This is a genomic window from Dactylosporangium sp. NPDC049525 (assembly GCF_040676755.1).
Lineage (GTDB): Bacteria > Actinomycetota > Actinomycetes > Mycobacteriales > Micromonosporaceae > Dactylosporangium.
Map to the genome: position 1 here is coordinate 224,935 of NZ_JBFAPO010000003.1, position 20,526 is coordinate 245,460.

Consider the following 20,526-nt stretch of genomic DNA (forward strand, 5'->3'; position numbering starts at 1 on the left):
AGCAGGCTCAGTCAGTAAGCGCCGAGTAGATCAGCTGGCGCAGCTGCGGCCGGATCGGGTGGGTGCTGGACGGCAGCAGCTGGGTGTAGAACGCGACCGTGAGCCGCTCGACCGGGTCGACCCAGAAGGCGGTGCTGGCCGCGCCGCCCCAGTAGTACGTGCCGGGCGTGCTCGGCGTGCGGGCCGGCACCGGGTCGCGGACCACGGCGAAGCCGAGCCCGAAGCCGATGCCCTCGAACGTGGTCTCGGCGAACCCGCCGGTCTGCAGCCGGTCCAGGTCGACGCCGCCGGGCAGGTGGTTGCGGGTCATGAAGCGCACCGTCCGGCTGCTGAGCAGGCGCTCGCCGCCCGCCGCAGTGCCGGCTTCAGCGCCCACACCGCCGCGCAGCAGCATCGAGGTGAACCGGTGGTAGTCCGCGGCGGTGCAGATCAGCCCACCGCCGCCGGAGTGCAGGTCCGGCTCCCGCAGCGCGTGCTGGCCGATCGCGTCGAACCGGACCGCCCTGCCGGCCTGAGGAGCGCCCGAGGGGCTCGGCACGTACAGCGCGGCGAGCCGTTTCGCCTCGTCGCCGGCCGGGTCGACCCACCAGCGGGTGTCGGTCATGCCGAGCGGCTCGAAGATCCTGGTGCGCAGGAAGTCGCCGAGCGACTGGCCGGACACGACCTCGACGAGCCGGCCGAGGACGTCGGTGGACACGCCGTAGCCCCAGCCGGTGCCGGGCTGAAACAGCAGCGGCAGCGCGGCCCAGTCGCGGCACGCCTGCGCCAGGTCGGCGCCCGCCTTGGTTTGGATGTCGTAGCCGGCCTTGCGGTACAGCGCGTCGACGACGGACGTCTGCAGGAACCCGTACGTGAGGCCCGACGTGTGCGTCAGCAGGTGCCAGACCCGGATCGGTTCGATCGCCGGCACGGTGAACGGCTGGCCGGCGGAGCCACGGTCATACACCTGCGGCGCGGCGAACTCGGGCAGCCATCGGCTGATCGGGTCGGTCAGCTCGAAGCGGCCCTCCTCCCACAGCATCATCGCGGCGACCGACGTGATCGGCTTCGTCATCGAGTAGATGCGCCACAGGGTGTCGGGCTCGACCGGCAGGCCGGCCTCCAGGTCGCGCCGCCCGCAGGTGGAGGCGTGCGCGACCCGGCCGTCCCGGCTGATCACGAGCTGCCAGCCGGCGAGCCTGCCGTCCTCGACGTAGCGGCCGAAGTGGGCGTCCAGCGTGGCCAGGCGTTTCGCGTCGAGGCCGACCTGCTCGGGCGCGACCTCACGTTCGATGCTCACGCCCGGCAGCCTAAACGGGTGATCAGGAAACGGCCAGCTGCTCGGCCCCGGCGACGACCTTGTCGACGAACCCGTATTCGACGGCCTCCGGCGCCGTGAACCAGCGGTCCCGGTCGGAGTCCTCCTCGATCTGCGCATACGTCTGACCGGTGTGCTCGGCGATGAGCCGCTGCATGGTCTGCTTCGTGAACAGCATCTGCTCCGCCTGGATCGCGATGTCCGACGCGGTGCCGCCGATACCGCCGGACGGCTGGTGCATCATCACCCGCGAGTGCGGCAGTGCGTAGCGCTTGCCGGGGGTGCCGGCGCTGAGCAGGAACTGCCCCATCGAGGCGGCCATGCCCATCACGACGGTCGACACGTCGTTGGGCACGAACCGCATCGTGTCGTAGATGGCCAGGCCGGCGCTGATGACACCACCCGGCGAGTTGATCCAGAGGCTGATGTCCTTCTCGTTGTCCTCGGCGGCGAGCAGGATCAGCTGGCCGCAGATGCGGTTGGCACTCTCGTCGTTGACCTCGGTGCCGAGGACGATGATGCGCTTGGCGAGCAGTCTGTCGAAGACGGCGCTGTCGAAGGGGATCTCTGTGTCAGCCATGGGTTCGACGATATTGATCGCACCCCGGAAAAGGACCCCTGGTTCGCTCTCAGCGTGTTCGCTGTCAGCGTGCTCACGGCCCGGCCGCCCGCAGGATCGGCCGCAGCGCGTCCAGCACGGACGCGTCCTCGATCGTGGACGGGACCGCCGGGTCGTCGCCGGCCGCGATGCCGCGCATGGTCTTGCGCAGGATCTTGCCGGAGCGGGTCTTGGGCAGCGCCGGCACGACCTGCACCCGGCGCAGCGACGCGACGGCGCCGATGCGCTGGCGTACCAGTGCGACCAGCTGCTGCTCAAGATCGTCGTGATCGAAGCCGGCGGCGGTGTCCACGCCCGCCTTCAGCACCACGAACCCGCGCGGCACCTGCCCCTTGAGCTCGTCGTCGACCCCGATCACCGCGCACTCGGCGACGGCGGGGTGGGCGGCGAGGACCTCCTCCATGGAGCCCGTGGACAGGCGGTGCCCGGCGACGTTGATGACGTCGTCGGTGCGGCCCATCACGTACAGGTAGCCGTCCTCGTCGAACCGACCGCCGTCGCCGGTGAGGTACATGTCCGGGAACGCGGACAGGTACGAAGCGACGAACCGTTCGTCGTCCTGCCAGAGGGTCGGCAGGCAGCCGGGCGGCAGCGGCAGGGCGATGACGATCGCGCCGTCGACGCCGGCCGGGGCGGGCGTACCGTCGGGCTGCAGGACCCGCACGTCGAACCCCGGCACCGGCACCGACGGCGAGCCGGGCCTGGTCGGCATCGGCTCCAGGCCGCGCAGGTTCGCCGCGACGGGCCAGCCGGTCTCGGTCTGCCACCAGTGGTCGACGACGGGCACGCCGAGGGTCTGCCCCGCCCACTCGTAGGTCTGCGGGTCGAGCCGCTCACCGGCGAGGAACAGGGTCCGCAGCGTGCCGGTCCGGTACTTCGCGACGAGCTTGCCGTCCGGGTCCTCCTTGCGGATCGCGCGGATCGCGGTCGGCGCCGTGAACAGCGCCGTCACCCCGTGCTGCTCCACGACGCGGAAGAACGCGCCGGCGTCCGGGGTGCCGACGGGCTTGCCCTCGTACAGCACGGTCGTGGCACCGACCAGCAGCGGCCCGTACACGATGTACGAGTGGCCGACGACCCAGCCGACGTCCGACGCCGCCCAGAACACGTCCCCGGGTCCGGTCGCGTAGACGTTGGCCATCGACCAGGCGAGGGCGACGGCGTGGCCGCCGTTGTCGCGCACGATGCCCTTCGGCCGGCCGGTCGTGCCCGAGGTGTACAGGATGTACAGCGGGTCGGTGGCGGCGACCGGTACACATGCCGCGGCGGGCGCACCGGCGAGGGCGTCGTCCCAGGTCAGGTCGCCGGGGCCGAGCTCGCCGGGGGCCTGTTCGCGTTGCAGGATCACGCGGTGCGCAGGTTGGTGCGTGGCCTCGGCGAGCGCCGCGTCCAGCAGCGGCTTGTAGGCCACGACGCGGCTGCCCTCGATCCCGCAGGACGTGGCGACGACGACCTTGGGCTGGGCGTCGTCGATGCGGGCGGCGAGCTCCTTCGGCCCGAACCCGCCGAAGACGACGGAGTGCACGGCGCCGAGCCGGGCGCAGGCGAGCATCGTGATGATCGCCTCGGGCACCATCGCCATGTAGATGACGACCCGGTCGCCCTTGTCGACGCCGAGCCGGCGCAGCGCTCCGGCGCACACGGCGACCTCGTCCAGCAGCCCGCGGAAGGTGTACGTGCGCAGCGTCCCCGTGACAGGACTGTCGTAGATGAGTGCCGTGTCCTCGCCCCGCCCGGCGGCGACGTGCCGGTCCAGGGCGTTGTGGCAGGTGTTCAGGTCGGCGTCGGGAAACCAGCGGAAGAACGGCGGCCGGTCGCCGTCCAGCACCCTGATCGGCATCCGCTCCCAGTCGACACCGGCGGCGGCGTCGCGCCAGAACAGGTCGGGGTCGGCGAGACTGCGCTCGTACGTGTCGCGATAAGCGCCCATCCCTCGATGTCTACACCGCGCCGCTGGCTGTGGCCAGCGTCATGTTGCAGCGTGCGCGCTGGCCAGGCCGGCGGGGGCGTTGTCCAGGGCGGCCGTGATCGCGGCGACCAGCGCCCGGGCCGCCTCCTCGGTCAGTTCGACCGCGACCCGCGCCGACGGGCCCTGCGCCGGGTCGGCGAAGTCGATGTTGAGGGTGTGGCCGAACGGCGCGTGGTGCGGGTGGTCGACGTAGACCGCGGCCCGGGTCACCGGGAACCAGCCGGCCGGCCCCTTGGCGCTGCCCTCGAGCTCGACGGTCTCGGTGTCATAGGTGCACATGCTCAGACCCCCGCTTCCTGGACCTGCAGTCGCTTGCCGCCGAGGTGCTGGTCGAAGAACGCGAAGATCCGCCGCCAGCCGTCGACGGCGGCCTGCGGCCGGTAGCCGGGCCGGTCCGGGGCGAAGAAGCCGTGCCCGGCGCCCTCGTAGCTGTGCCGCTCGAACGACTTGCCGTGCTCGGCGAGGATCGCGGCGAGCCGGTCGACCTCCTCCGGCGCCGGGTTCTTGTCGTCGTCGCCGAACAGGCCGAGCACCGGGCAGCTCAGGTCCCCGAGCCGGTCCTTGATCGAGGTCATCTTCAGCCCGCTCGCCGCCGGCGGCGGCTCCAGCGCGAACGCCCCGTAACAGTCGACGGCGGCGTCCAGCGGCAGCGCGGTCGCGACGAGCAGCGCCTGCCGGCCGCCGGAGCAGTGCCCGATGACGCCGACCTTGCCGTTGTGGGCGGGCCCGCCGTCATCGCCGGTCAGGCCGCGCAGCGCGTCGGCCGCGGTGCGCACGTCGCCGATGATCTGCTCGTCGGGGATGCCGCCCTGGCCCCGCACGAACGCCGACGCGTCGTCCGGGGACGCGCCGGGCGCCTCCCGCCAGAACAGGTTGGGACAGATCGCCAGATAGCCGTTGGCGGCGAAGCGGCGCACCATCTCCTTCGTCGACTCGTCGAAACCGGGCAGGTGGTGGATCACCACCACACCGGGGAACGGGCCGGCGCCCAGGGGCACCGCCCGGTAGGCCTGGATCTTCTCGTCCCCGACGTACACCGTCTCGGCGCGGATCGCATCAGACATGCCTTCCACGCTACTGCTCCCTTGATTCACTGCTGGACTCGCTGCCGAATTCACTGCCGGCCCGGCTCGAGGCGGCGCAGGGCCAGGCGGGCGAGGCCGATCAGCGCGGCGATCTGCAGCACCAGGATGAGCACGGAGCGCCACCACGCGCCGGTGGTGTGTTCCCACAGGGCGTCCTTGAACGGGATCATCGACTGCAGGTCGACGGTGGAGGCGCCGGCGGCCAGCCCCCAGCGGGTCGGGAACAGCCACGCGATCTGCTGCAGGACATTCTGCCCCTCCAGCTCGAACAGCCCCCCGGACAGCACCAGCTGCGCCATCACGACCACGACGAGCACCGGGGTCGTCTGCTCGGTCGTCTTCGCCAGGGCGCTGACAAGCAGCCCGAACGCCATCGACGCGAGCGCGACCAGCGCCACCGGGATGCTGATCTCCAGCAGCCAGTGGTTCTGGAAGATCAGCGGGTCCTTCGGCGGGTTCTTGCCGAGCAGGGCCAGCCAGGTGAACAGCGCCGTCTGCCCGACGATGATGATCGAGAACACGAAGACCTTCGACGCGAGATACGCCCCGGCGGACAGCCCGACGGCCCGTTCCCGCTTGTAGATGGTCGCCTCGTTGACGATCTCGCGGATCGCGGCGGCGGTGCCGAGGAACGCGGCGCCGACGGCGAGCACGACCAGCAGCCGCTGCGCCTCCAGGCTGAACTTCGTCAGGCCGGGGGCCAGACCGTTCTCCCCCGGGACGGTGCGGGTCAGCAGCGCCAGGGCCAGGGGCAGGCCGACGGTGAACAGGGCGAGCCCGCGGTCGGCGCCGATGACCCAGAACATGCGCAGGCAGAGGGTGAGGAACTGCCGGATCGGCGCCGCCGGGTGCAGCGCCCGGCTGCGCAGCGACGCCCCGCCGAGCTTCACCCGCGCCCGCCCGACCGCCCGCGCCGGCTTCCCGCCGGGCGCGCTCCCGCCGGGCACCGCACCCGAAGCCGGCGCCGCCCCCGAAGCCGGCGCCGCACCCGAAGCCGGCGCGGCCGCGGGTTCGGCGGCGGCTGCCGGGCGCTTGGGCATCGCCTGCTCGGCGGTCGGCGACTCGGTCGCGTCGCCGGCCGGTAGCGCCGTGGTGGCCGCGGCCGGGATCGCCGCGTCGGCCGGGTCGCGGGGCAGCGGGACGGTAACGCGCTCGACCACGGCCGGCTTGGGCAGCGGGGCCTCGGCGATCTGCGCCGTCACATACTGCGTGTACAGCTCGGAGCTGCGATAGGTGCGGGTCCAGTGCTCGGCGTTCTTGGTGACCTCGCGGAACACCTCGGCGTAGTCCTCGGCGCCGAAGAAGTCCAGCAGGCCGGCGGGCGGGCCGAAGTAGCCCATCCGGCCGCCGACGGTGAGGACCAGGACCCGGTCGCACAGGTCGAGGTGCATGACGTTGTGGGTCACGACGGCCACCGTGCGGCCCTTGTCGGCCAGGTCGCGCAGCTCCTCCATGACCTCCTTGTCCAGGGCCGGGTCGAGGCCGGAGGTCGGCTCATCCAGGAACAGCAGCGACGGCTCGGTCAGCAGCTCCAGGGCGACGGAGACGCGCTTGCGCTGGCCGCCGGAGAGCTTGTCGATGCGCATCTTGGCGCGCTCGGTGAGGTTGAGCGTGCGGAGCACCTCGGCGACGCGGACCCGGCGCTCCTTGCGCGGCACGTCGTCAGCGAAGCGCAGCGCGGCGGCGAAGCGCAGCGCCCGGCGCACGGTGAGCTGGCGGTGCAGCACGTCGTCCTGCGGGACCATGCCGATGCGGTAGCGCAGCTCGGCGTAGTCGGCGTAGAGGTCGCGGCCGTCATAGCGCACCGTGCCCTGGGTCGCTGGCCGCAGCCCGGCGACGGCCTTGACCAGCGTCGACTTGCCGCACCCGGAGGGGCCGATGACGGCCAGGAGGCTGCCCTCGGCCAGCGCGAAGCTGACGTCGTCGAGCAGGATCGCGTCCTTGATCCGCACAGTGAGGTCGTCGGCGATGAGCGAGGACGGCCCGGCGTCCTCGAACTCGTGCAGCCGCATCCCGTCGAAGATGAACTCGTGCTTGCCGATCGAGATCATGTCGCCGGGCTGCATCACCTGGCGGGTGACCTGCTTGCCGTTGTGGAACGTGCCGTTGCGGCTGCCGAGGTCGACGACCTCATAGCCGGCCGGGGTGCGGCGCAGCTCGGCGTGGTTGCGTGAGCTGCGCAGGTCGCTGAGCACGATGTCGTTGTCGGGCCCGCGGCCGAGCCGGATCAGCGCACCCGCGGTGTGCAGCGCCGCCTCCCGCGGCACCGCCGGCTGATGCCCGGGCTGCGCCGCAGGCTGGGGCACTGCCGGTTGGGGCACTGCCGGTTGGGGCACAGCCGGTTGGGGCACCGCCGGCTGGACCGGGACCTGCTCGGTGATCGTGACGACCTTGAACGTGACGGCGGGGCCGTCGGCGGCGCCGAGGTGCACCACTCCCCCGTCGACGGCGGCGACGAACGCGGCCTTCTCACCGGCGACATACGTGCCGTTGCGGCTGCCGAGGTCGCGCAGGAACCAGCCGTCGTCGTTCCAGATCACCTCGGCGTGCCGGCGGGAGATCAGGGTGCCCTCGACCACCAGGTCGTTGGCGGCGTCACGGCCGATGGTCACGGTGTCGTCGGGCCGCACCAGCGAGCGTGCCTCCCCGGCCGCGCCGGCGACGGTCACTTCGAGGACGGTGAGTTCACGGGTCACGGTCTGCTGGTCGTTGCTCGCCACGGGCATCATCATGCCGCCCGCGTACGACAGAAAACAGCGGGGGCGCTCCTCCCCAAAGGTTTTTTGTATCAGGAAGCCGACCCGCTACCTCTACTTTGCAGACCACGTGAGGAGGAGCCATGGCACCAGCGGACGCCCGTTCGGAGCAGTGGCGGTCGCGACGCGCCCGCCGGCTCGCCGGGCTGGGGTGGGTGCGTCGCGAGGACCGGGCGGACGGCACTCCGGTGCGGTTCGTCGCGGATGAGCTCCTGGTGCTCGACGACCACTTCGCCACCGCTCGTCAGGCGTTCGCGGAGCAGGGCTTCACCGTCGGGGACATCGTGGAGGAGGGGGATGTCCCAGACGGGTTCCGGCGGGTGCGGTTGCCTGGTCTGGACGTCGCGCGCGCCGCGAGGCGGGTGCGGGTCCAGGCCGAGGCGGCCGGTGACACCAGGGTGGCCGCCGGACCCAACCACGTGTTCGTATCGACGCCGTTCGAGCACGCGGGGCCGTATGGCCCGCCGCGACCGACGGCACCCGGACACCTCACGGTCCGTGACCAGGAGGTGCCGGAGGTCGAGGTGCTCGTGCTGGACACCGGGGTGTGGCTGGACAGCCCGCTGCCCAAGGACCGGTATGTCACCGACGACTTCGAGTCCGACCTGCGGGCCGGCGCCGGGATCGACGACGACGGGGTCCGCGACGGCGACGTCGGGCACGCCAATTTCGTCGCCGGGGTGCTGCTCACCAGGTCCGAGCGGGTGCGGCCGAGGGTGATGAGGATCGTCGACACGTTCGGGGTTTGCCGTGAGACCGACCTGATCGCTGGTCTCGGGCAGGCGTACGACCATCAGATCATCAACCTGTCACTGGGCGGTTACACGCTCGACGACCGGCCGCCGCTGCTGCTGACCGCGGCGCTGGCCCGGTTGCTCGGCAGCGGCGACCGGGTGGCCGTCGCCGCGGCCGGCAACGACGGGCAGCACGACCGGCCGTTCTGGCCGGCCGCCTACGCCGGCACCAGCGTGTCGTGGCGGCGGCGGGTCATCGCCGTCGCGGCGCACGACGGCCGGCGGATCAGCGACTGGAGCAACACCGGCACGTGGATCACGCTCGCCGCGCCGGGCGCCGACATCACGAGCACGTTCGTCAACCATGAGGGGTTCGACGACGGCTGGGCCAAGTGGAGCGGCACGTCGTTCGCGGCGCCGTTCGTCGCCGCGGCGATCGCCGACGCGCTGCCCGGGGCCGGTTCGGCCCGGCTGGCGGCGGAGGCGGTCATCGCCGGCGCGGCCCGCAGGTACGGCCGCTACGCGGGCCTGGCGTGATCCCCATGCAGAGCACACTGAGCATCTACACCAGGGGGAGGGGGGTGACGGGGTGCGGCACGCAGGTCGCATCCCGTCACTCCGGGGGCGCGATGATAGCCTTCGAGACCATGGCTGAGCCTGAAAACGCCGCGGTCCTGAGGGCGGCCGCCGCCGGCGACCAGAAGGCTTGGGAGTCCATCGTGGACAGATATGCCAACCTTGTCTGGTCGGTCGCGCGCAGCTTCCAGCTCGCCCAGTCCGACGCCTCCGACGTCAGCCAGGCCACCTGGCTGCGCCTGGTCGAACACATCGACGACGTTCGCGACGCCGACAAGCTCGGCTCGTGGCTCGCCACCACCGCCCGGCGGGAGGCGCTGGCCCTGCTGCGCCGCGGCGGGCGGGACGTGCCGGCGGGCGCGGCCACCGACTTCGTCGGCATCCTCGGCGGCACGCTCGCCGGCGGCCTCACCAGCGAGGACGACGAGCCCGACGCGGCCGTGCTGCGCGACGAGCGGGACGCGGCGCTGTGGCACGAGTTCCGCTCGCTGTCGGAGCCCTGCCAGCAGCTCCTGCGGGTGCTCATCGCCGATCCCCCGCCGAGCTATGCCGAGGTCTCGGCCGCGCTCGACGTGCCGGTGGGCAGCATCGGACCGACCCGGCAGCGCTGCCTCGGCACGCTGCGACGCAGATTGGGTTCGACATGAGGTACTGGGCAGGGCCGACCCGATGATCGGGGAGGAAGAGGTGCTGAGGGCATTGCGCGACATCGCCGGCCGGCGCGATCCGGTGCCGGACAACGTCCTGGCCGCCGCGCGGGCAAGTATCGCCTGGCGCGACCCGGACGCGGCCCTGGCGCGGCTCACCGCCGACTCCGCCAGTTCGCGGCTCGTCGCGGTCCGTGGCGGCGGGTCACGGCGGCTGCTGTCCTTCTTCGGCGGTTCCCTGACGATCGACGTGCAGGCCACGACGCATGAAGGCGCGGTCGAGGTGGTCGGCGAGGTGTCCCCGGCGGTGCCGGCGCGGGTCGTGCTGGAGTCGCCCGCGGGCAGCCACGAGACCGACGTCGACGAAGAGGGCCGGTTCCGGTTCCAGGGCGTCGTGGCGGGGTCGGTGCGGCTGCGGTGCGAGCCCGTCGAGGGTGCCGCCGTACACACCGAATGGGTGCTCCTCTAAGAGGTGCAATTCGCCACGAGACGGACACTTCCGGCGGTACCCTGCAAAGCATGCCGATCGATCACGTGCAGATCGTGTCCATCCCGGTGAGCGACCAGGATCGGGCACGCGACTTCTACGTCAACGCGCTGGACTGGGAGCTGGTCAGCGACAACGACTCCGGCGACCGCCGGTGGGTCGAGGTGGCGCCGAAGCACGGCCAGACCGCGTTCACCCTCGTCACCTGGTTCGAGACCATGCCCGCGGGTTCGCTGCGCGGCATCGTGCTGGACACCGACGACATCGAGAAGACCTTCGAGGAGCTGTCCGAGCGGGGCATCATCTTCGACGGTCCGATCGAGGAGGGTCCGTTCTCGCGGGTCACGAGCTTCTCCGACCCTGACGGCAACACTTTTGTGCTGCACCAGCTCTACCAACCGCGCACGAGGGTATTAAGCTTCCCGCCGGCAGGGTCGTAGCGCAGAGGTCGTCGCGCCGGCACAGCACGCTGGAGGACGTCGGTTCGATTCCGACCGGCTCTGCCCTAAGCTCGCCTCTGGTGGGCCGTAGCGCAGAGGTCGACGCACCGCTTTGCCAGAGCGGAGGACGCCGGTTCGATTCCGGCCGGTCCACCGAACACCAGCCACCCGGGTCTGCCGCTTGCGTTCAGGGGCTAGGCTCTGCCGGTGCCTCGTCTGGACCCCTCCGACGTCGCGGCCTGCCTCCGTGTGCTCGCCGCGCTCAACGGCGCGGACGACGACCCGTCGGCGCAGGCTGTCCGTGAGGCGGTCGTCAGCGCGTACAAGAGCCGCAAGAAGCAGCAGAAGACCGCCAGGCGCAGCGCCAGCGGCGCGCACGACCTCCGCCTGCTGACCGGCTCCGACCATGCCGACGAGCGGGCCGGCGAGCAAGCAGGCGAGCAGGACAACAGCGACGCCGCGCTGCTGCGGGCCCGGCGCTGCTACGTGTGCAAGAAGCACTACCGCACGGTCAACCGGGCGTACCCGCTGATGTGCCAGCCCTGCTCGACCGGCAACACCGCCCGCCGCACGGCCCGCTGCGACCTGCGTGGCCGGCGCGCGCTGGTCACCGGCGGCCGGATCAAGATCGGTTTCCAGACCGCGCTGAAGCTGCTGCGCGACGGCGCCGACGTCATCGTCACCACCCGCTTCCCGCACGACGCGGCGCGCCGCTTCGCTGCCGAGGCCGACTTCGCCGACTGGCAGGACCGGCTGCGGGTGCACGGCGCGGACTTCCTGGACCTGCCCTCGGTCGTCGGGCTCGTCGACGCGGTCACCGCCCGCTGGGGCCACCTCGACATCCTCGTCAACAACGCGGCCCAGACCATCTCCCGGCCGTTCGAGTACCACCGCTCGCTGCGGGCCGCGGAGACCGCTGCACAACAGGCGGCGCTGCAGGGAGCACAGCAGGGAGCACAGCAGGGACCGCCGCCGGTCCCGGTGGTGCCCGCGACGCAGGTGCCGGCGCTGCGCTCCACAGTGGACTATTTCCCGCTCGGCGCGCTCGACGAGACCGGCGAGCCGCTCGACCTGCGCCCCGTCAACAGCTGGGTGCTGCACCTGCACGAGGTCACCCCCCGGGAGTGGATGGAAGTGCAGGTCGTCAACGCGTTCGTGCCGTTCCTGCTCACCGCCCGGCTGCGCCCGCTGATGCTCGCCTCGCCGCACCCCGACCGTTACGTCGTGAACGTCTCGGCGATGGAGGGCAGCTTCAGCCGCCGCAACAAGACGAGCCGGCACCCGCACACGAACATGGCCAAGGCCGGCCTGAACATGCTGACCCGCACCATCGCCGCGGACTACGCCCGCGACGGCATCCACGTCACCAGCGTCGACACCGGCTGGGTCACCGACGAGCGGCCGCAGGGCACGAAGGAAGCCTTCCACGAGGCCGGGTTCCGGGTGCCGCTCGACGTCGTCGACGGCGCCGCCCGGGTCTACGACCCGATCGTCCGTGGCGTGCACGGCGACCGGATCTCCGGCGTCTTCCTCAAGGACTACCAGGTGGTGCAGTGGTAGACAGCAGCACAGCGAGCCCAGAGAGCCCAGACAGCCCAGACAGCCCAGAGATCGCGTGCCCCGTCCTCGCGGTGCCGGCCGTGCCGCAGGCCGACCTCGCGGACCTGTCGCCGCTGCTGCGGCGGCTCGCCGACCCGTCACCCGTCACCGGCACGGAGCGCTTCCCGCTCGGCACGCTGCAGCCCGACGGCCGCGTCGACCTGTGCAAGCAGGGGTTGGGCGCGGCCGGCGTGACGCAGGTGCTCGACCGGGTCGTCGGCTCGCCGCACGCCGTACACCTGCTGCTGGGGACCAACGGCCTCGGCGCCACCGGCACCGCCGCCCTCGCCGAGGGGCTGCCCGCCGGGCATCGGGTGGAGACGCTGTACCTCGGCTGCAACGCGATCGACGCGGCCGGTGCGGCGCCACTGTTCGAGCGGCTGGCCGCCGACGACCGGGTGCGGGCGCTGTGGCTCAAGCGCAACCCGCTCGGCGACGACGGGGTGGCCGCGCTCGCCGCGACGCTGCGCCGCAACACCACCATCGACACCGTCGACCTCGTCAACACGGGGCTGACGAGCGCCGGCCTCGAAATGCTCGTTGACGCGCTCGTCAACCGGGCCGTCCCGGTGACCCGGGTGTTCCTCGGCGGCAACGGCCTCGGCCCGTCCGCCGGGCCGCTGCTGGCGCGGCTGCTGCGCGACGCCGGGGTCCGCGGGCTGTTCCTGGCCGCCAACCGGCTCGGCGACGACGGCGTACGGCCCGTCGTCGCCGCCGTGCACAGCACCGGCAGCACGCTCGGGCTCGGCGGCAACGGCCTGTCCCCGGCCGCGGTGGCCGGGATCGCCGACCGGCTGTCCATGTTGGACAGTCTCGACCTGAGCCGGCCGCAGTCGCTGCGGGTGCTCGGCGCCGCCGACAACGTGGTCGGCGACGACGGTGCCGCGCTGCTCGCCGCGGCGCTGCCCGGCACCCGGCTGCGCCGGCTCGACCTGCGCCACACCGGCGTCGGCGGCCGGGGCGCCAAGGCGCTCCTCGCGGCGCTGCCCTCCACCGACCTGACCCGTCTCGCGCTCGGCCCGGACGTCCCGCGCCGAGTGAAACGGGCCATCAGCGCGCTGCTCCCGCCGGCCGAGCTGCACGCCGGCGCCGGCAGCGAGATCGTGAGCGTGTACCGGTGACGACCATGACCCGTGCCGGCGCCGGAAACTGGGGCCGGATCCGGCGCTGGGCGACGCCCCCGTCGATGATCCGGGCCGCGACCGCCGCCCGCCTCGCCGGCGACTGGCGGGCCGCCTGCGCGGCCGCGAACGTCGACGTGGCCGACTCCGCCGTCGCGGCGGGTGACTTCGCGCCGTTCGAGGACGACCTGGCCCACTTCGCGCCCGACCTGCTGCGCTGGCACCTGCCCCGCAAACCGGGCCGCGGCGACACCCACCTCGACGCCCGGCAGGTCGTGCACCTCGCCGGCGGCGGGAAGGGTGACGGTGACGGTGACAGCGGGCCGGCGCTGTACGTCGGCGGTACCCGGCTCGGCTTCGGCTCGCAGCGGCTGCGCCTGTTCGTCACCGCGGAGCCGCTGGACCAGGACGCGTGGGACGACTGGGAGTGGGACGACGGACCGCGGCCGTTCCACGCCCTGCACGACTACCGCGGCCACCGCCACCTGTGGGACGCCCGCGAGTCCGGGCGGCTGCTGGCCGGCTGCGGCTGGACGCACCTGCCGTTCTTCGACCCGGCCGGCAACCCGCTGCCGGAACGGGCGTGGGGGCGCACCGAACAGATCCTGGCCCTGCACGACGCCGGGCGGTTCCGCGAGGCGTGGCAGGCCGCCGGCGCCGACATCCCCGAGGCACCACAGCCGTCCAGCCGCTGGACGTACCAGATCCTCCAGCAGCACTGGCAGGGCTTCCTCGCCGACCACACCGCCGTCATCGACGCGGCCCGCGACCGGGTCCGTGACACTGCCGACGGCGGCGATCAGGTCGGCATCCCGTTCGGCTGGAACCATGTGGTCCGGCTGACCGGGTTCGAGGGCCCGCAGCTGACCGGCGAGTGGCTGGAGACCGGGTACCGGGACCGCGACGCCGACTGGCACCTCGACCCGGGACCCTACGAGCGGCCGATCGACGCCGAGCTGATCCGCGCCGGCGTGCTGCCGGTGGCGGCGCTGCACCCGCTCGTGCACGCCGCGTTCTTCCCCGAGGCGGAGCCGCTCGTGCCGCGGGTCGCGCCGCCCCCGGCGACGGACGCCCGTCTGCGGTGCCGTGACGGTGCGTGGCATCACGTGCGGATGGACGGCGGGCGGTTCGACATCCCGCACGACGACGAGGAACGCCGCCGCGAACAGGCCCTGTTGGCGCTCGGTGGTCAGGTGTACGGCTGTGTCGCCGCCGAACGGGCCTGGCGGGAACCGGGCTCGACGCTCCCCCGCGCCCTGCACGAGCTGCGCCGCGACCTCATGCTGCGGGCCCAGCACGGCGACCTGCCCGGGGTTTTGGAGCTGCTCGACGCGGGCGTCGACCCGCACGCCCGCGACCCGCACGGCCGGACGCTGCTGCACCACATCAGCGGGTTGATGGCCGCACCCGGCGACCTGTCGCTGTTCCACCGGCTCGTCGCCGCCGGTCTGGACCTCGAGGCCCGCGACCGGCGTGGCATGACCCCGCTGCAGACGGCGGTGTACGACACCGGCTCCGCGGAGCTCGTCCGCGCCCTGCTGGACGCCGGCGCCGATCCCGCTCCCGTCGATGACAACGGCGTCTCCCTCGCCGACACCCTGGACCGCTTCGGCCGTCCGGAGCTCGCGTTCCTGCAACCGTCACAGGACTGACACAGCCGTGTGGGTGACACAGCCATGCGATTGACACCACCGTGTGGGTGAGCCGCGAGCTGCGCGGGTGGCGCCAGGTGCGGCGGCTCGCCGTGCCCCGCTGGATGATCGAACGGGCCACGCAGCGGCGGCTCGCCGGGGACTGGCGCGGCGCCTGCGATGCGGCCGGCGTCGATGTCGCCGCCGACGTCGACCCGGTCCGGATCCGGCGCGAGCACGGCGCGGAGGTCGCCGCGTCGGTCGAGGACGACCTACGGCACCTGGCGCCGGACCTGCTGCGCTGGCACCTGTTCCGGGCGCTGCCGGCCACGACGCTGCTCCCCGTCACGGTGCCCCTGGCCGTGCACGGCCGGATGGCCCTGCGGGTCCGGGCGCGGCACCGTGACACGCCGAGCCAGCGGCTCGAGCTCGGGTTCGCCGAGCACGACGGCGCGGGGCCGCTGGGCGCGTTCCACGGCTTCGAGCACGCCCGGGAGCGGTGGGACACCCGGCACGCCGGCGCGCTGCTGGCCCGGTGCGGCGGGTACGACGGGCACCTGCCGTTCCTCACCGCGACCGGGGACCGCCTGCCGGAGACGTCGTGGACCGACCGGGAGCGGATGATCGCCGCGCAGGACGCCGGCGACTGGGCCCGCGCCTGGAGCATGGCCGGCTTCGACGTCGAGCCGCTGCGCACGATGATCGGCCCCGGGCACTGGATCGAGGCGTACCTGCGCGACGGCCGGCACGACCTCGCCCAGCTGCGCGCCGCCGTCGAGGAGCGCCGCGGCCGGGTCCGGGTCCCGCTCGGCGCCCACCTGACCGTCCCGCTGACCATCGAGGGCGACCTGCGGGTCCAGTACGTCAACGCGCCGCTGCCACCGCCCGACGTGCCCGCGGTGCGCTGTGACCGGCCGGTGGACTTCGACCTCGTACGCCATGGGCTGCTGCCGCTGCACGAGCTGCACCCGCTCGTCGGCGACGCGATGTTCCCGGGCCTCGCCGGGCTCTTCGAAGGCCCGCCGGAGCCGGTCCCCGACATGTCGCCGGTGCGGGTCCGGTGTCAGGGCGTGTGGCACGTGCTCGGCGACGGTAACCACACCGCGGAGGAGACCCGCCGGGAGCTGACGCTGCGCGCCCTCGGCGGGGCGCCGCTGCGCGGATGTTTCGCGGCGCGGGCCGGATGGCGCGACCCCGACGCGTGGACGCCGAAGGCGCTGCGGCTGCGCCGCCGGCAGATCGTCCTGCACGCCGTCAACGGCGACGGGCCGGCGATCGCCGCGTGGCTCGACGCGGGCCTCGACCCGCACCTGCGCGACCACCTCGGCCGGACCATGCTGCACCTGCTCGCGTGGCTGCCGGAGCCCGGTCCGGTCGTGGCCCGGCTGCGGCACGCCGGCCTCGACCCGCGGGCCCGTGACCACGCCGGGCTGACGCCGCTGCGGCACGCCGTCACGATGGGCGGCACCCCGCAGGCGATCCAGGCGCTGCTGGACCTCGGCGCCGACCCGGACGACCTCGGCCCGCAACCGCGGGGCGCGTGATGTGGCGCCGTGAGCTCGCGGCGGCGCGGTGGACGCGACGGCTGGGCGTGCCCGCCTGGATGATCACCGCGGCGACGGCGCGGCGGCTCGCCGGGGACTGGCGCGGCGCCTGCGCGGCGGCGCACGTGGACGTCGAGCTCGACCCGTCGGCGATCGCCCGCGGCGACGGCGGCGCGGTCGCCGCGCGGGTCGAGGACGACCTGCGCCACCTGGTGCCGGACCTGCTGCGGTGGCATCTCGACCCGGCGCTGCCCGTTACGGTCCTCAGCCAGTACAGCAGCGTCGCGGGCGGCAGCGTCGCGGGCGGCAGCGTTGCAGGCGGCGGCGTCGAGGGCGCGGCCGACCGGGCGTTGTTCGTGCTGCGGCGGGAGCCTGAGCGGCTGGCGTTGCGGTACGGCGCGGTGCCGCCCGGCTCGTGGCGGGGGTCGCTGGCGTACAGCAGGGACCACTGGGACAGCCGGCACACGGCGGCGCTCGCCGCGCGGTGCGGTGGCGCCGTCTCGCGGGTGCCGTTCGTGGACGCCGCCGGCGGGCGCCTGCCGCCGGAACGCTGGGGGCTCGCCGAGCACGTCATCACGCTGCAGGACGCCGGGGACTGGATCGGGGCGTGGCGGCTCGCCGGCTTCGACCTCGGGCCGCTGGTGGACCGCCGGGCGGACCTGCGCGCGTCCATCCGGGGGCCAGGGCGGGGACCGGCTCGCAGGGTGTGGCGGCTGGACCTGACCGGCCTGGGCGGGGCACTACGGTCCACGGGAGCGCCGGAGGCGCTGCTGGATCAGGTCGACGACGCGTACACCACCGTGATCTCGGAACACACGGTGCGTGGTGACGCGCACAGTGCGGCGCTGCGGTTGCCTGCGGCGCTGGTCGAGCGGCCCGTCGACGTCGACCTGGTGCGGCTCGGGATGCTGCCGGCGTCGGCGCTGCACCCGCTCGTCGGCGCGGCGTTGTTCCCGGCGCTGTCGACGATGCCGCCCGCGCCGCAGCCGGGCACGGGACCGGTCCGGGTCCGCCGCGACGGTGCCTGGCGGTTCGCCGACCCGGGCGACCTCGGCTGGTACGACCCTCTGGCCGCGCTGCCGAAGGCCCTCCGGTTGCGGCGTGACACGTTGGTACGGCTGGCCCGGCACGGTGACACCCCGGCGCTGTCGGCGTGGCTGGCGGCCGGCGGCGACCCGCATTTCCGCGATCCCGCGCGCCGCACGATGCTGCACCTGCTGGCCTACCTGCCTGCTGGGCCGGCTGAGTCTGGGCCGGCTGAGTCTGAGCAGGTCGAGACGCTGCTGCTGGAGCTGCTCGCCGCGGGGCTGGACCTGGAGGCCCGGGACCATGAGGGCATGACCCCGCTGCTGTACGCGGTCGCCCACGGCGGGGCGGCCGCGACGGTCCGGGCGCTCGTCACGATGGGCGCGGATGTGAACGCCGTCACGTTCGGCGGCGCCGGCTGGGCCGACCTGGCCCGCACCGCGGGACGCCTGCAAGAACTGTGGTTCCTGGTCGACCTGTGACCGTGGGAATGCAGGCTGGAAATGTCGTACCTGGCGGATACCGTGTCGCGCATGACAGCAGAACCCACGGCGCTGAGCCTGCTCGCGGCGGCCGACGAGTTGCTTGCCGCGACCCGTTCGACCCGCGTGGAGCGCCGCGACAACACGCAGCTGGAGGCCCTGGCCCTCGCCGTCTCCGCCAACCTGCCGGTGCTGCTGTGGGGCGAGCCCGGCATCGGCAAGTCCTCGGCGCTGCAGCAGCTGTCCGACCGGCTCCAGGTGCCGATGGAGACGGTCATCGCCAGCATCCACGAGCCGTCGGACTTCGCCGGGCTGCCCGTCGTCGGCGACGACCCGGCCACGCAGGGTGTGCCGATGGCACCGCCGGACTGGGCGGTCCGGCTCGCGAAGCGCGGCTACGGGCTGATCTTCTTCGACGAGCTGTCCTCGGCGCCGCCGGCGGTGCAGGCGGCGCTGCTGCGGGTGGTGCTGGAGCGGCGCGTCGGCAGCCTCGAGCTGCCGCCCGCGGTGCGGGTCGTCGCCGCGGCCAACCCGCCGGCGAGCGCCGCCGACGGCTGGCACCTGAGCCCGCCGCTGGCGAACCGGTTCGTCCACCTGCACTGGACCCACGACCCGGCGGTCGTCGCCCGCGGGCTCGCCGGCACCTGGCCGACCGCGGACATCCCCCGCGTCGACCCGAAGCGGGCGGCGTCGGCGCTCGCGCGGGCCCGGGGCACGCTGTCCGGGTTCCTCACGGCGCGGCCGGGCCTGGCCCATCACCTGCCCGCCGACGCCGAGGCCCGCGGCGGGGCGTGGCCGTCGCCGCGGACCTGGGAGATGGCGCTGCGGCTGCTGACGTTCGGCATGGCCAGCGACGCGTCGCGGGCGGCGCTGTCCACGGCGCTGATCGGCGCGATCGGCGACGGCGCCGGCCTGGAGCTGGTCAACTATCTCGACGAGCTCGACCTGCCGGACCCGAACCGGGTCCTGGCCAACCCTGACGCGTTCCAGTTGCCGACCCGCGGCGACCGGCAGCTGGCGTTCCTGACCGCGATCGTGTCCGCCGTGCAGAGCAACACGACCCGCGAGCGGTGGGAGGCCGGCTGGACGGTGCTGGGCAAGGCCGTCGACGCCGGGGTGCCCGACGTGGCGGCCCGCGCCGCCGCCGACCTGGCCGCGATGCGCCAGCCGGCCTGGCCGGTGCCGGCCACCATCGACGCGTTCATCGACATCCTGAGCCTGTCCGGCGCCCTGCGATGACCACCGTGCCACCCCCGCTTGCTGAGCCCGTGCCCGCTGAGCCTGTGCCCGCGGCGCGGGCGCTGGACCGCACGAAGCTGCTCGCGGCGCGATACAAGGCGGCGATGCTGCGGCCGTATCTGGCCACGGCGCTGTATGCGCTGTCGGTCGTGCCGAGCCGGCACCTGGCAACCATGGGGGTCGACCGGCGGTGGCGGCTGTATGTGTCGCCCGAGTTCGTCGACCGGCACGGCGTCGAGGAGCTCGCCGGGGTGTGGGTGCACGAGGTGGCGCACCTGCTGCGCGACCACCACGGCCGGGCGGACCGGCTGCCCGCCGCGGACCGCGCCGACCACCTGCGGGTCAACCTCGCCCAGGACTGCGAGATCAACGACGACCTGGTCGCCGACCGGCTCGCGCTGCCGGCGTCGCGGGTGGAGCCGGCGACGTTCGGGCTGCCTGAGGGGCGGCTGTTCGAGGAGTATCTGGCGGGGATCCCGCACACGCACGAGCACGTGGTGCAGTGCGGGTCGGGCGCGCACGGCATCCCGGTCGCCGGTGAGGTCGGCGGCGTGCTCGGAGAGGGTGCCGAGCCCGGCGTCCGCGACGTGGAGGCGGTCGCGATCCGCCGGCAGACCGCCGACGCGATCCGCGCCCACGTGCGGTCCCGGGGCACGGTGCCGGGCGGCTGGCAGCGCTGGGCCGACGAGATCGCCGAGCCCGTCGTCGACTGGCGGCGGCTGCTGACCGGCGCGCTGCGCCAGGCGGTCGCGTGGGCCAGCGGCGCCGTCGACTACACCTACGCACGGCCCGGCCGGCGCACCGGCGCGATGCGCGGCGTGGTGCTGCCGAGCCTGCGGCGCCCGCTGCCACGGGTCGCGGTGGTCGTCGACACGTCCGGTTCGATGGGCGCGGACGACCTGGCCGCGGCGTTGAGCGAGGTGACCGGCGTGCTGCGGACCGTCGGCATCCGGGGCAACCGGGTGACCGTCGTGGCCTGCGACGCCGACGTGCACGCCGTGACCCGGGTGGTGAAGACGGAGCAGGTGGAGCTCGGCGGTGGCGGCGGCACCGACATGCGGGTCGGGATCGCCGCGGCGCTGCGCTCGCCGGACCGGCCGCAGATCGTGGTCGTCCTCACCGACGGCGGCACCCCGTGGCCGGACGAGCCGACCGCCTGCCGGCTCATCGCCGGGCTGATCGGGCCGAACCCGCCACTGCCACCTTCCTGGGTCGAGTCGGTGCACATCACCCCGACCGGCTGAGTTGCGATGGACGCGACAACTTTCGGAGAC

Annotated in this window: 17 protein-coding genes and 2 tRNA genes; 13 read left to right on the forward strand and 6 right to left on the reverse strand. The window is 73.5% G+C overall.

The window, feature by feature from the left end; all coding sequences use genetic code 11:
• Positions 1–7 precede the first annotated feature (7 nt).
• The 6 genes from AB0K00_RS07730 to AB0K00_RS07755 form a co-directional block, all read right to left on the reverse strand.
• Positions 8–1,279 (reverse strand): serine hydrolase domain-containing protein, encoded by a 1,272-nt coding sequence (locus AB0K00_RS07730; RefSeq protein ID WP_363517020.1) that lies wholly within the window; start codon positions 1,277–1,279, stop codon positions 8–10.
• Between the two features lie 22 nt (positions 1,280–1,301).
• Complete coding sequence (locus AB0K00_RS07735) at positions 1,302–1,877, reverse strand: ATP-dependent Clp protease proteolytic subunit (RefSeq protein ID WP_363517023.1); 576 nt, start codon at positions 1,875–1,877, stop codon at positions 1,302–1,304.
• 73 nt (positions 1,878–1,950) lie between these two features.
• Positions 1,951–3,846 carry an AMP-binding protein gene (locus AB0K00_RS07740; protein ID WP_363517026.1) on the reverse strand — a complete coding sequence of 632 codons (1,896 nt, stop codon included), beginning with the start codon at positions 3,844–3,846 and terminating at the stop codon, positions 1,951–1,953.
• Positions 3,847–3,885: 39 nt separating this feature from the next.
• Entirely contained in the window at positions 3,886–4,164 is a 279-nt protein-coding gene (locus AB0K00_RS07745; RefSeq protein WP_363517029.1) for a DUF6295 family protein, read from the reverse strand.
• 2 nt (positions 4,165–4,166) lie between these two features.
• Complete coding sequence (locus tag AB0K00_RS07750; protein WP_363517032.1) at positions 4,167–4,949, reverse strand: dienelactone hydrolase family protein; 783 nt, start codon at positions 4,947–4,949, stop codon at positions 4,167–4,169.
• A gap of 50 nt (positions 4,950–4,999) precedes the next feature.
• A complete protein-coding gene (locus tag AB0K00_RS07755; RefSeq protein WP_363517035.1) occupies positions 5,000–7,690 on the reverse strand; it encodes an FHA domain-containing protein in 2,691 nt (896 codons plus the stop codon).
• 119 nt (positions 7,691–7,809) lie between these two features.
• Here AB0K00_RS07755 and AB0K00_RS07760 point away from each other — a divergent pair, with 119 nt between their 5' ends.
• The 13 genes from AB0K00_RS07760 (at position 7,810) to AB0K00_RS07820 (ending at position 20,496) form a co-directional block, all read left to right on the forward strand.
• Entirely contained in the window at positions 7,810–8,997 is a 1,188-nt protein-coding gene (locus tag AB0K00_RS07760) for a S8/S53 family peptidase (protein ID WP_363517038.1), read from the forward strand.
• A 110-nt stretch (positions 8,998–9,107) separates the two neighbouring features.
• Positions 9,108–9,683, forward strand: a complete 576-nt coding sequence (locus AB0K00_RS07765; RefSeq protein ID WP_363517041.1) for a sigma-70 family RNA polymerase sigma factor — start codon at positions 9,108–9,110, stop codon at positions 9,681–9,683.
• 22 nt (positions 9,684–9,705) lie between these two features.
• Positions 9,706–10,152 (forward strand): hypothetical protein, encoded by a 447-nt coding sequence (locus tag AB0K00_RS07770; protein WP_363517044.1) that lies wholly within the window; start codon positions 9,706–9,708, stop codon positions 10,150–10,152.
• Between the two features lie 50 nt (positions 10,153–10,202).
• Positions 10,203–10,610 (forward strand): VOC family protein, encoded by a 408-nt coding sequence (locus AB0K00_RS07775; protein WP_327009329.1) that lies wholly within the window; start codon positions 10,203–10,205, stop codon positions 10,608–10,610.
• A tRNA-Ala gene (locus tag AB0K00_RS07780) sits at positions 10,601–10,673 on the forward strand. The genes AB0K00_RS07775 and AB0K00_RS07780 overlap by 10 nt, the downstream gene beginning before the upstream one ends.
• Positions 10,674–10,691: 18 nt before the next feature.
• Positions 10,692–10,764, forward strand: a tRNA-Gly gene (locus AB0K00_RS07785).
• A gap of 53 nt (positions 10,765–10,817) precedes the next feature.
• Positions 10,818–12,170 carry an SDR family oxidoreductase gene (locus AB0K00_RS07790; protein ID WP_363517048.1) on the forward strand — a complete coding sequence of 451 codons (1,353 nt, stop codon included), beginning with the start codon at positions 10,818–10,820 and terminating at the stop codon, positions 12,168–12,170.
• 80 nt (positions 12,171–12,250) lie between these two features.
• Complete coding sequence (locus AB0K00_RS07795) at positions 12,251–13,330, forward strand: gala protein (RefSeq protein WP_363517051.1); 1,080 nt, start codon at positions 12,251–12,253, stop codon at positions 13,328–13,330.
• Between the two features lie 5 nt (positions 13,331–13,335).
• Positions 13,336–14,982: an ankyrin repeat domain-containing protein gene (locus AB0K00_RS07800; RefSeq protein WP_363517631.1), complete on the forward strand. Its 1,647-nt coding sequence runs from the start codon at positions 13,336–13,338 to the stop codon at positions 14,980–14,982.
• A 47-nt stretch (positions 14,983–15,029) separates the two neighbouring features.
• Positions 15,030–16,505 carry a hypothetical protein gene (locus AB0K00_RS07805; protein WP_363517054.1) on the forward strand — a complete coding sequence of 492 codons (1,476 nt, stop codon included), beginning with the start codon at positions 15,030–15,032 and terminating at the stop codon, positions 16,503–16,505.
• The gene (locus tag AB0K00_RS07810; protein ID WP_363517057.1) at positions 16,505–18,013 is read left to right on the forward strand and encodes a hypothetical protein; all 1,509 of its coding nucleotides are present in this window, start codon (positions 16,505–16,507) and stop codon (positions 18,011–18,013) included. Before AB0K00_RS07805 ends, AB0K00_RS07810 begins: the two co-directional genes overlap by 1 nt.
• Positions 18,014–18,064: 51 nt before the next feature.
• Positions 18,065–19,252: an AAA family ATPase gene (locus tag AB0K00_RS07815; protein WP_363517060.1), complete on the forward strand. Its 1,188-nt coding sequence runs from the start codon at positions 18,065–18,067 to the stop codon at positions 19,250–19,252.
• 29 nt (positions 19,253–19,281) lie between these two features.
• Positions 19,282–20,496, forward strand: a complete 1,215-nt coding sequence (locus AB0K00_RS07820; protein ID WP_363517063.1) for a VWA-like domain-containing protein — start codon at positions 19,282–19,284, stop codon at positions 20,494–20,496.
• Positions 20,497–20,526: the final 30 nt, after the last annotated feature.

Coding starts and splice junctions, on each gene's coding strand:
- AB0K00_RS07750 (WP_363517032.1), bottom strand. CDS start 4,949: ATGTCTGATGCGATCCGCGCCGAGACGGTGTACGTCGGGGACGAGAAG.
- AB0K00_RS07775 (WP_327009329.1), top strand. CDS start 10,203: ATGCCGATCGATCACGTGCAGATCGTGTCCATCCCGGTGAGCGACCAG.
- AB0K00_RS07735 (WP_363517023.1), bottom strand. CDS start 1,877: ATGGCTGACACAGAGATCCCCTTCGACAGCGCCGTCTTCGACAGACTG.
- AB0K00_RS07760 (WP_363517038.1), top strand. CDS start 7,810: ATGGCACCAGCGGACGCCCGTTCGGAGCAGTGGCGGTCGCGACGCGCC.
- AB0K00_RS07770 (WP_363517044.1), top strand. CDS start 9,706: ATGATCGGGGAGGAAGAGGTGCTGAGGGCATTGCGCGACATCGCCGGC.
- AB0K00_RS07745 (WP_363517029.1), bottom strand. CDS start 4,164: ATGTGCACCTATGACACCGAGACCGTCGAGCTCGAGGGCAGCGCCAAG.
- AB0K00_RS07810 (WP_363517057.1), top strand. CDS start 16,505: ATGTGGCGCCGTGAGCTCGCGGCGGCGCGGTGGACGCGACGGCTGGGC.
- AB0K00_RS07800 (WP_363517631.1), top strand. CDS start 13,336: ATGACCCGTGCCGGCGCCGGAAACTGGGGCCGGATCCGGCGCTGGGCG.
- AB0K00_RS07740 (WP_363517026.1), bottom strand. CDS start 3,846: ATGGGCGCTTATCGCGACACGTACGAGCGCAGTCTCGCCGACCCCGAC.
- AB0K00_RS07815 (WP_363517060.1), top strand. CDS start 18,065: ATGACAGCAGAACCCACGGCGCTGAGCCTGCTCGCGGCGGCCGACGAG.
- AB0K00_RS07765 (WP_363517041.1), top strand. CDS start 9,108: ATGGCTGAGCCTGAAAACGCCGCGGTCCTGAGGGCGGCCGCCGCCGGC.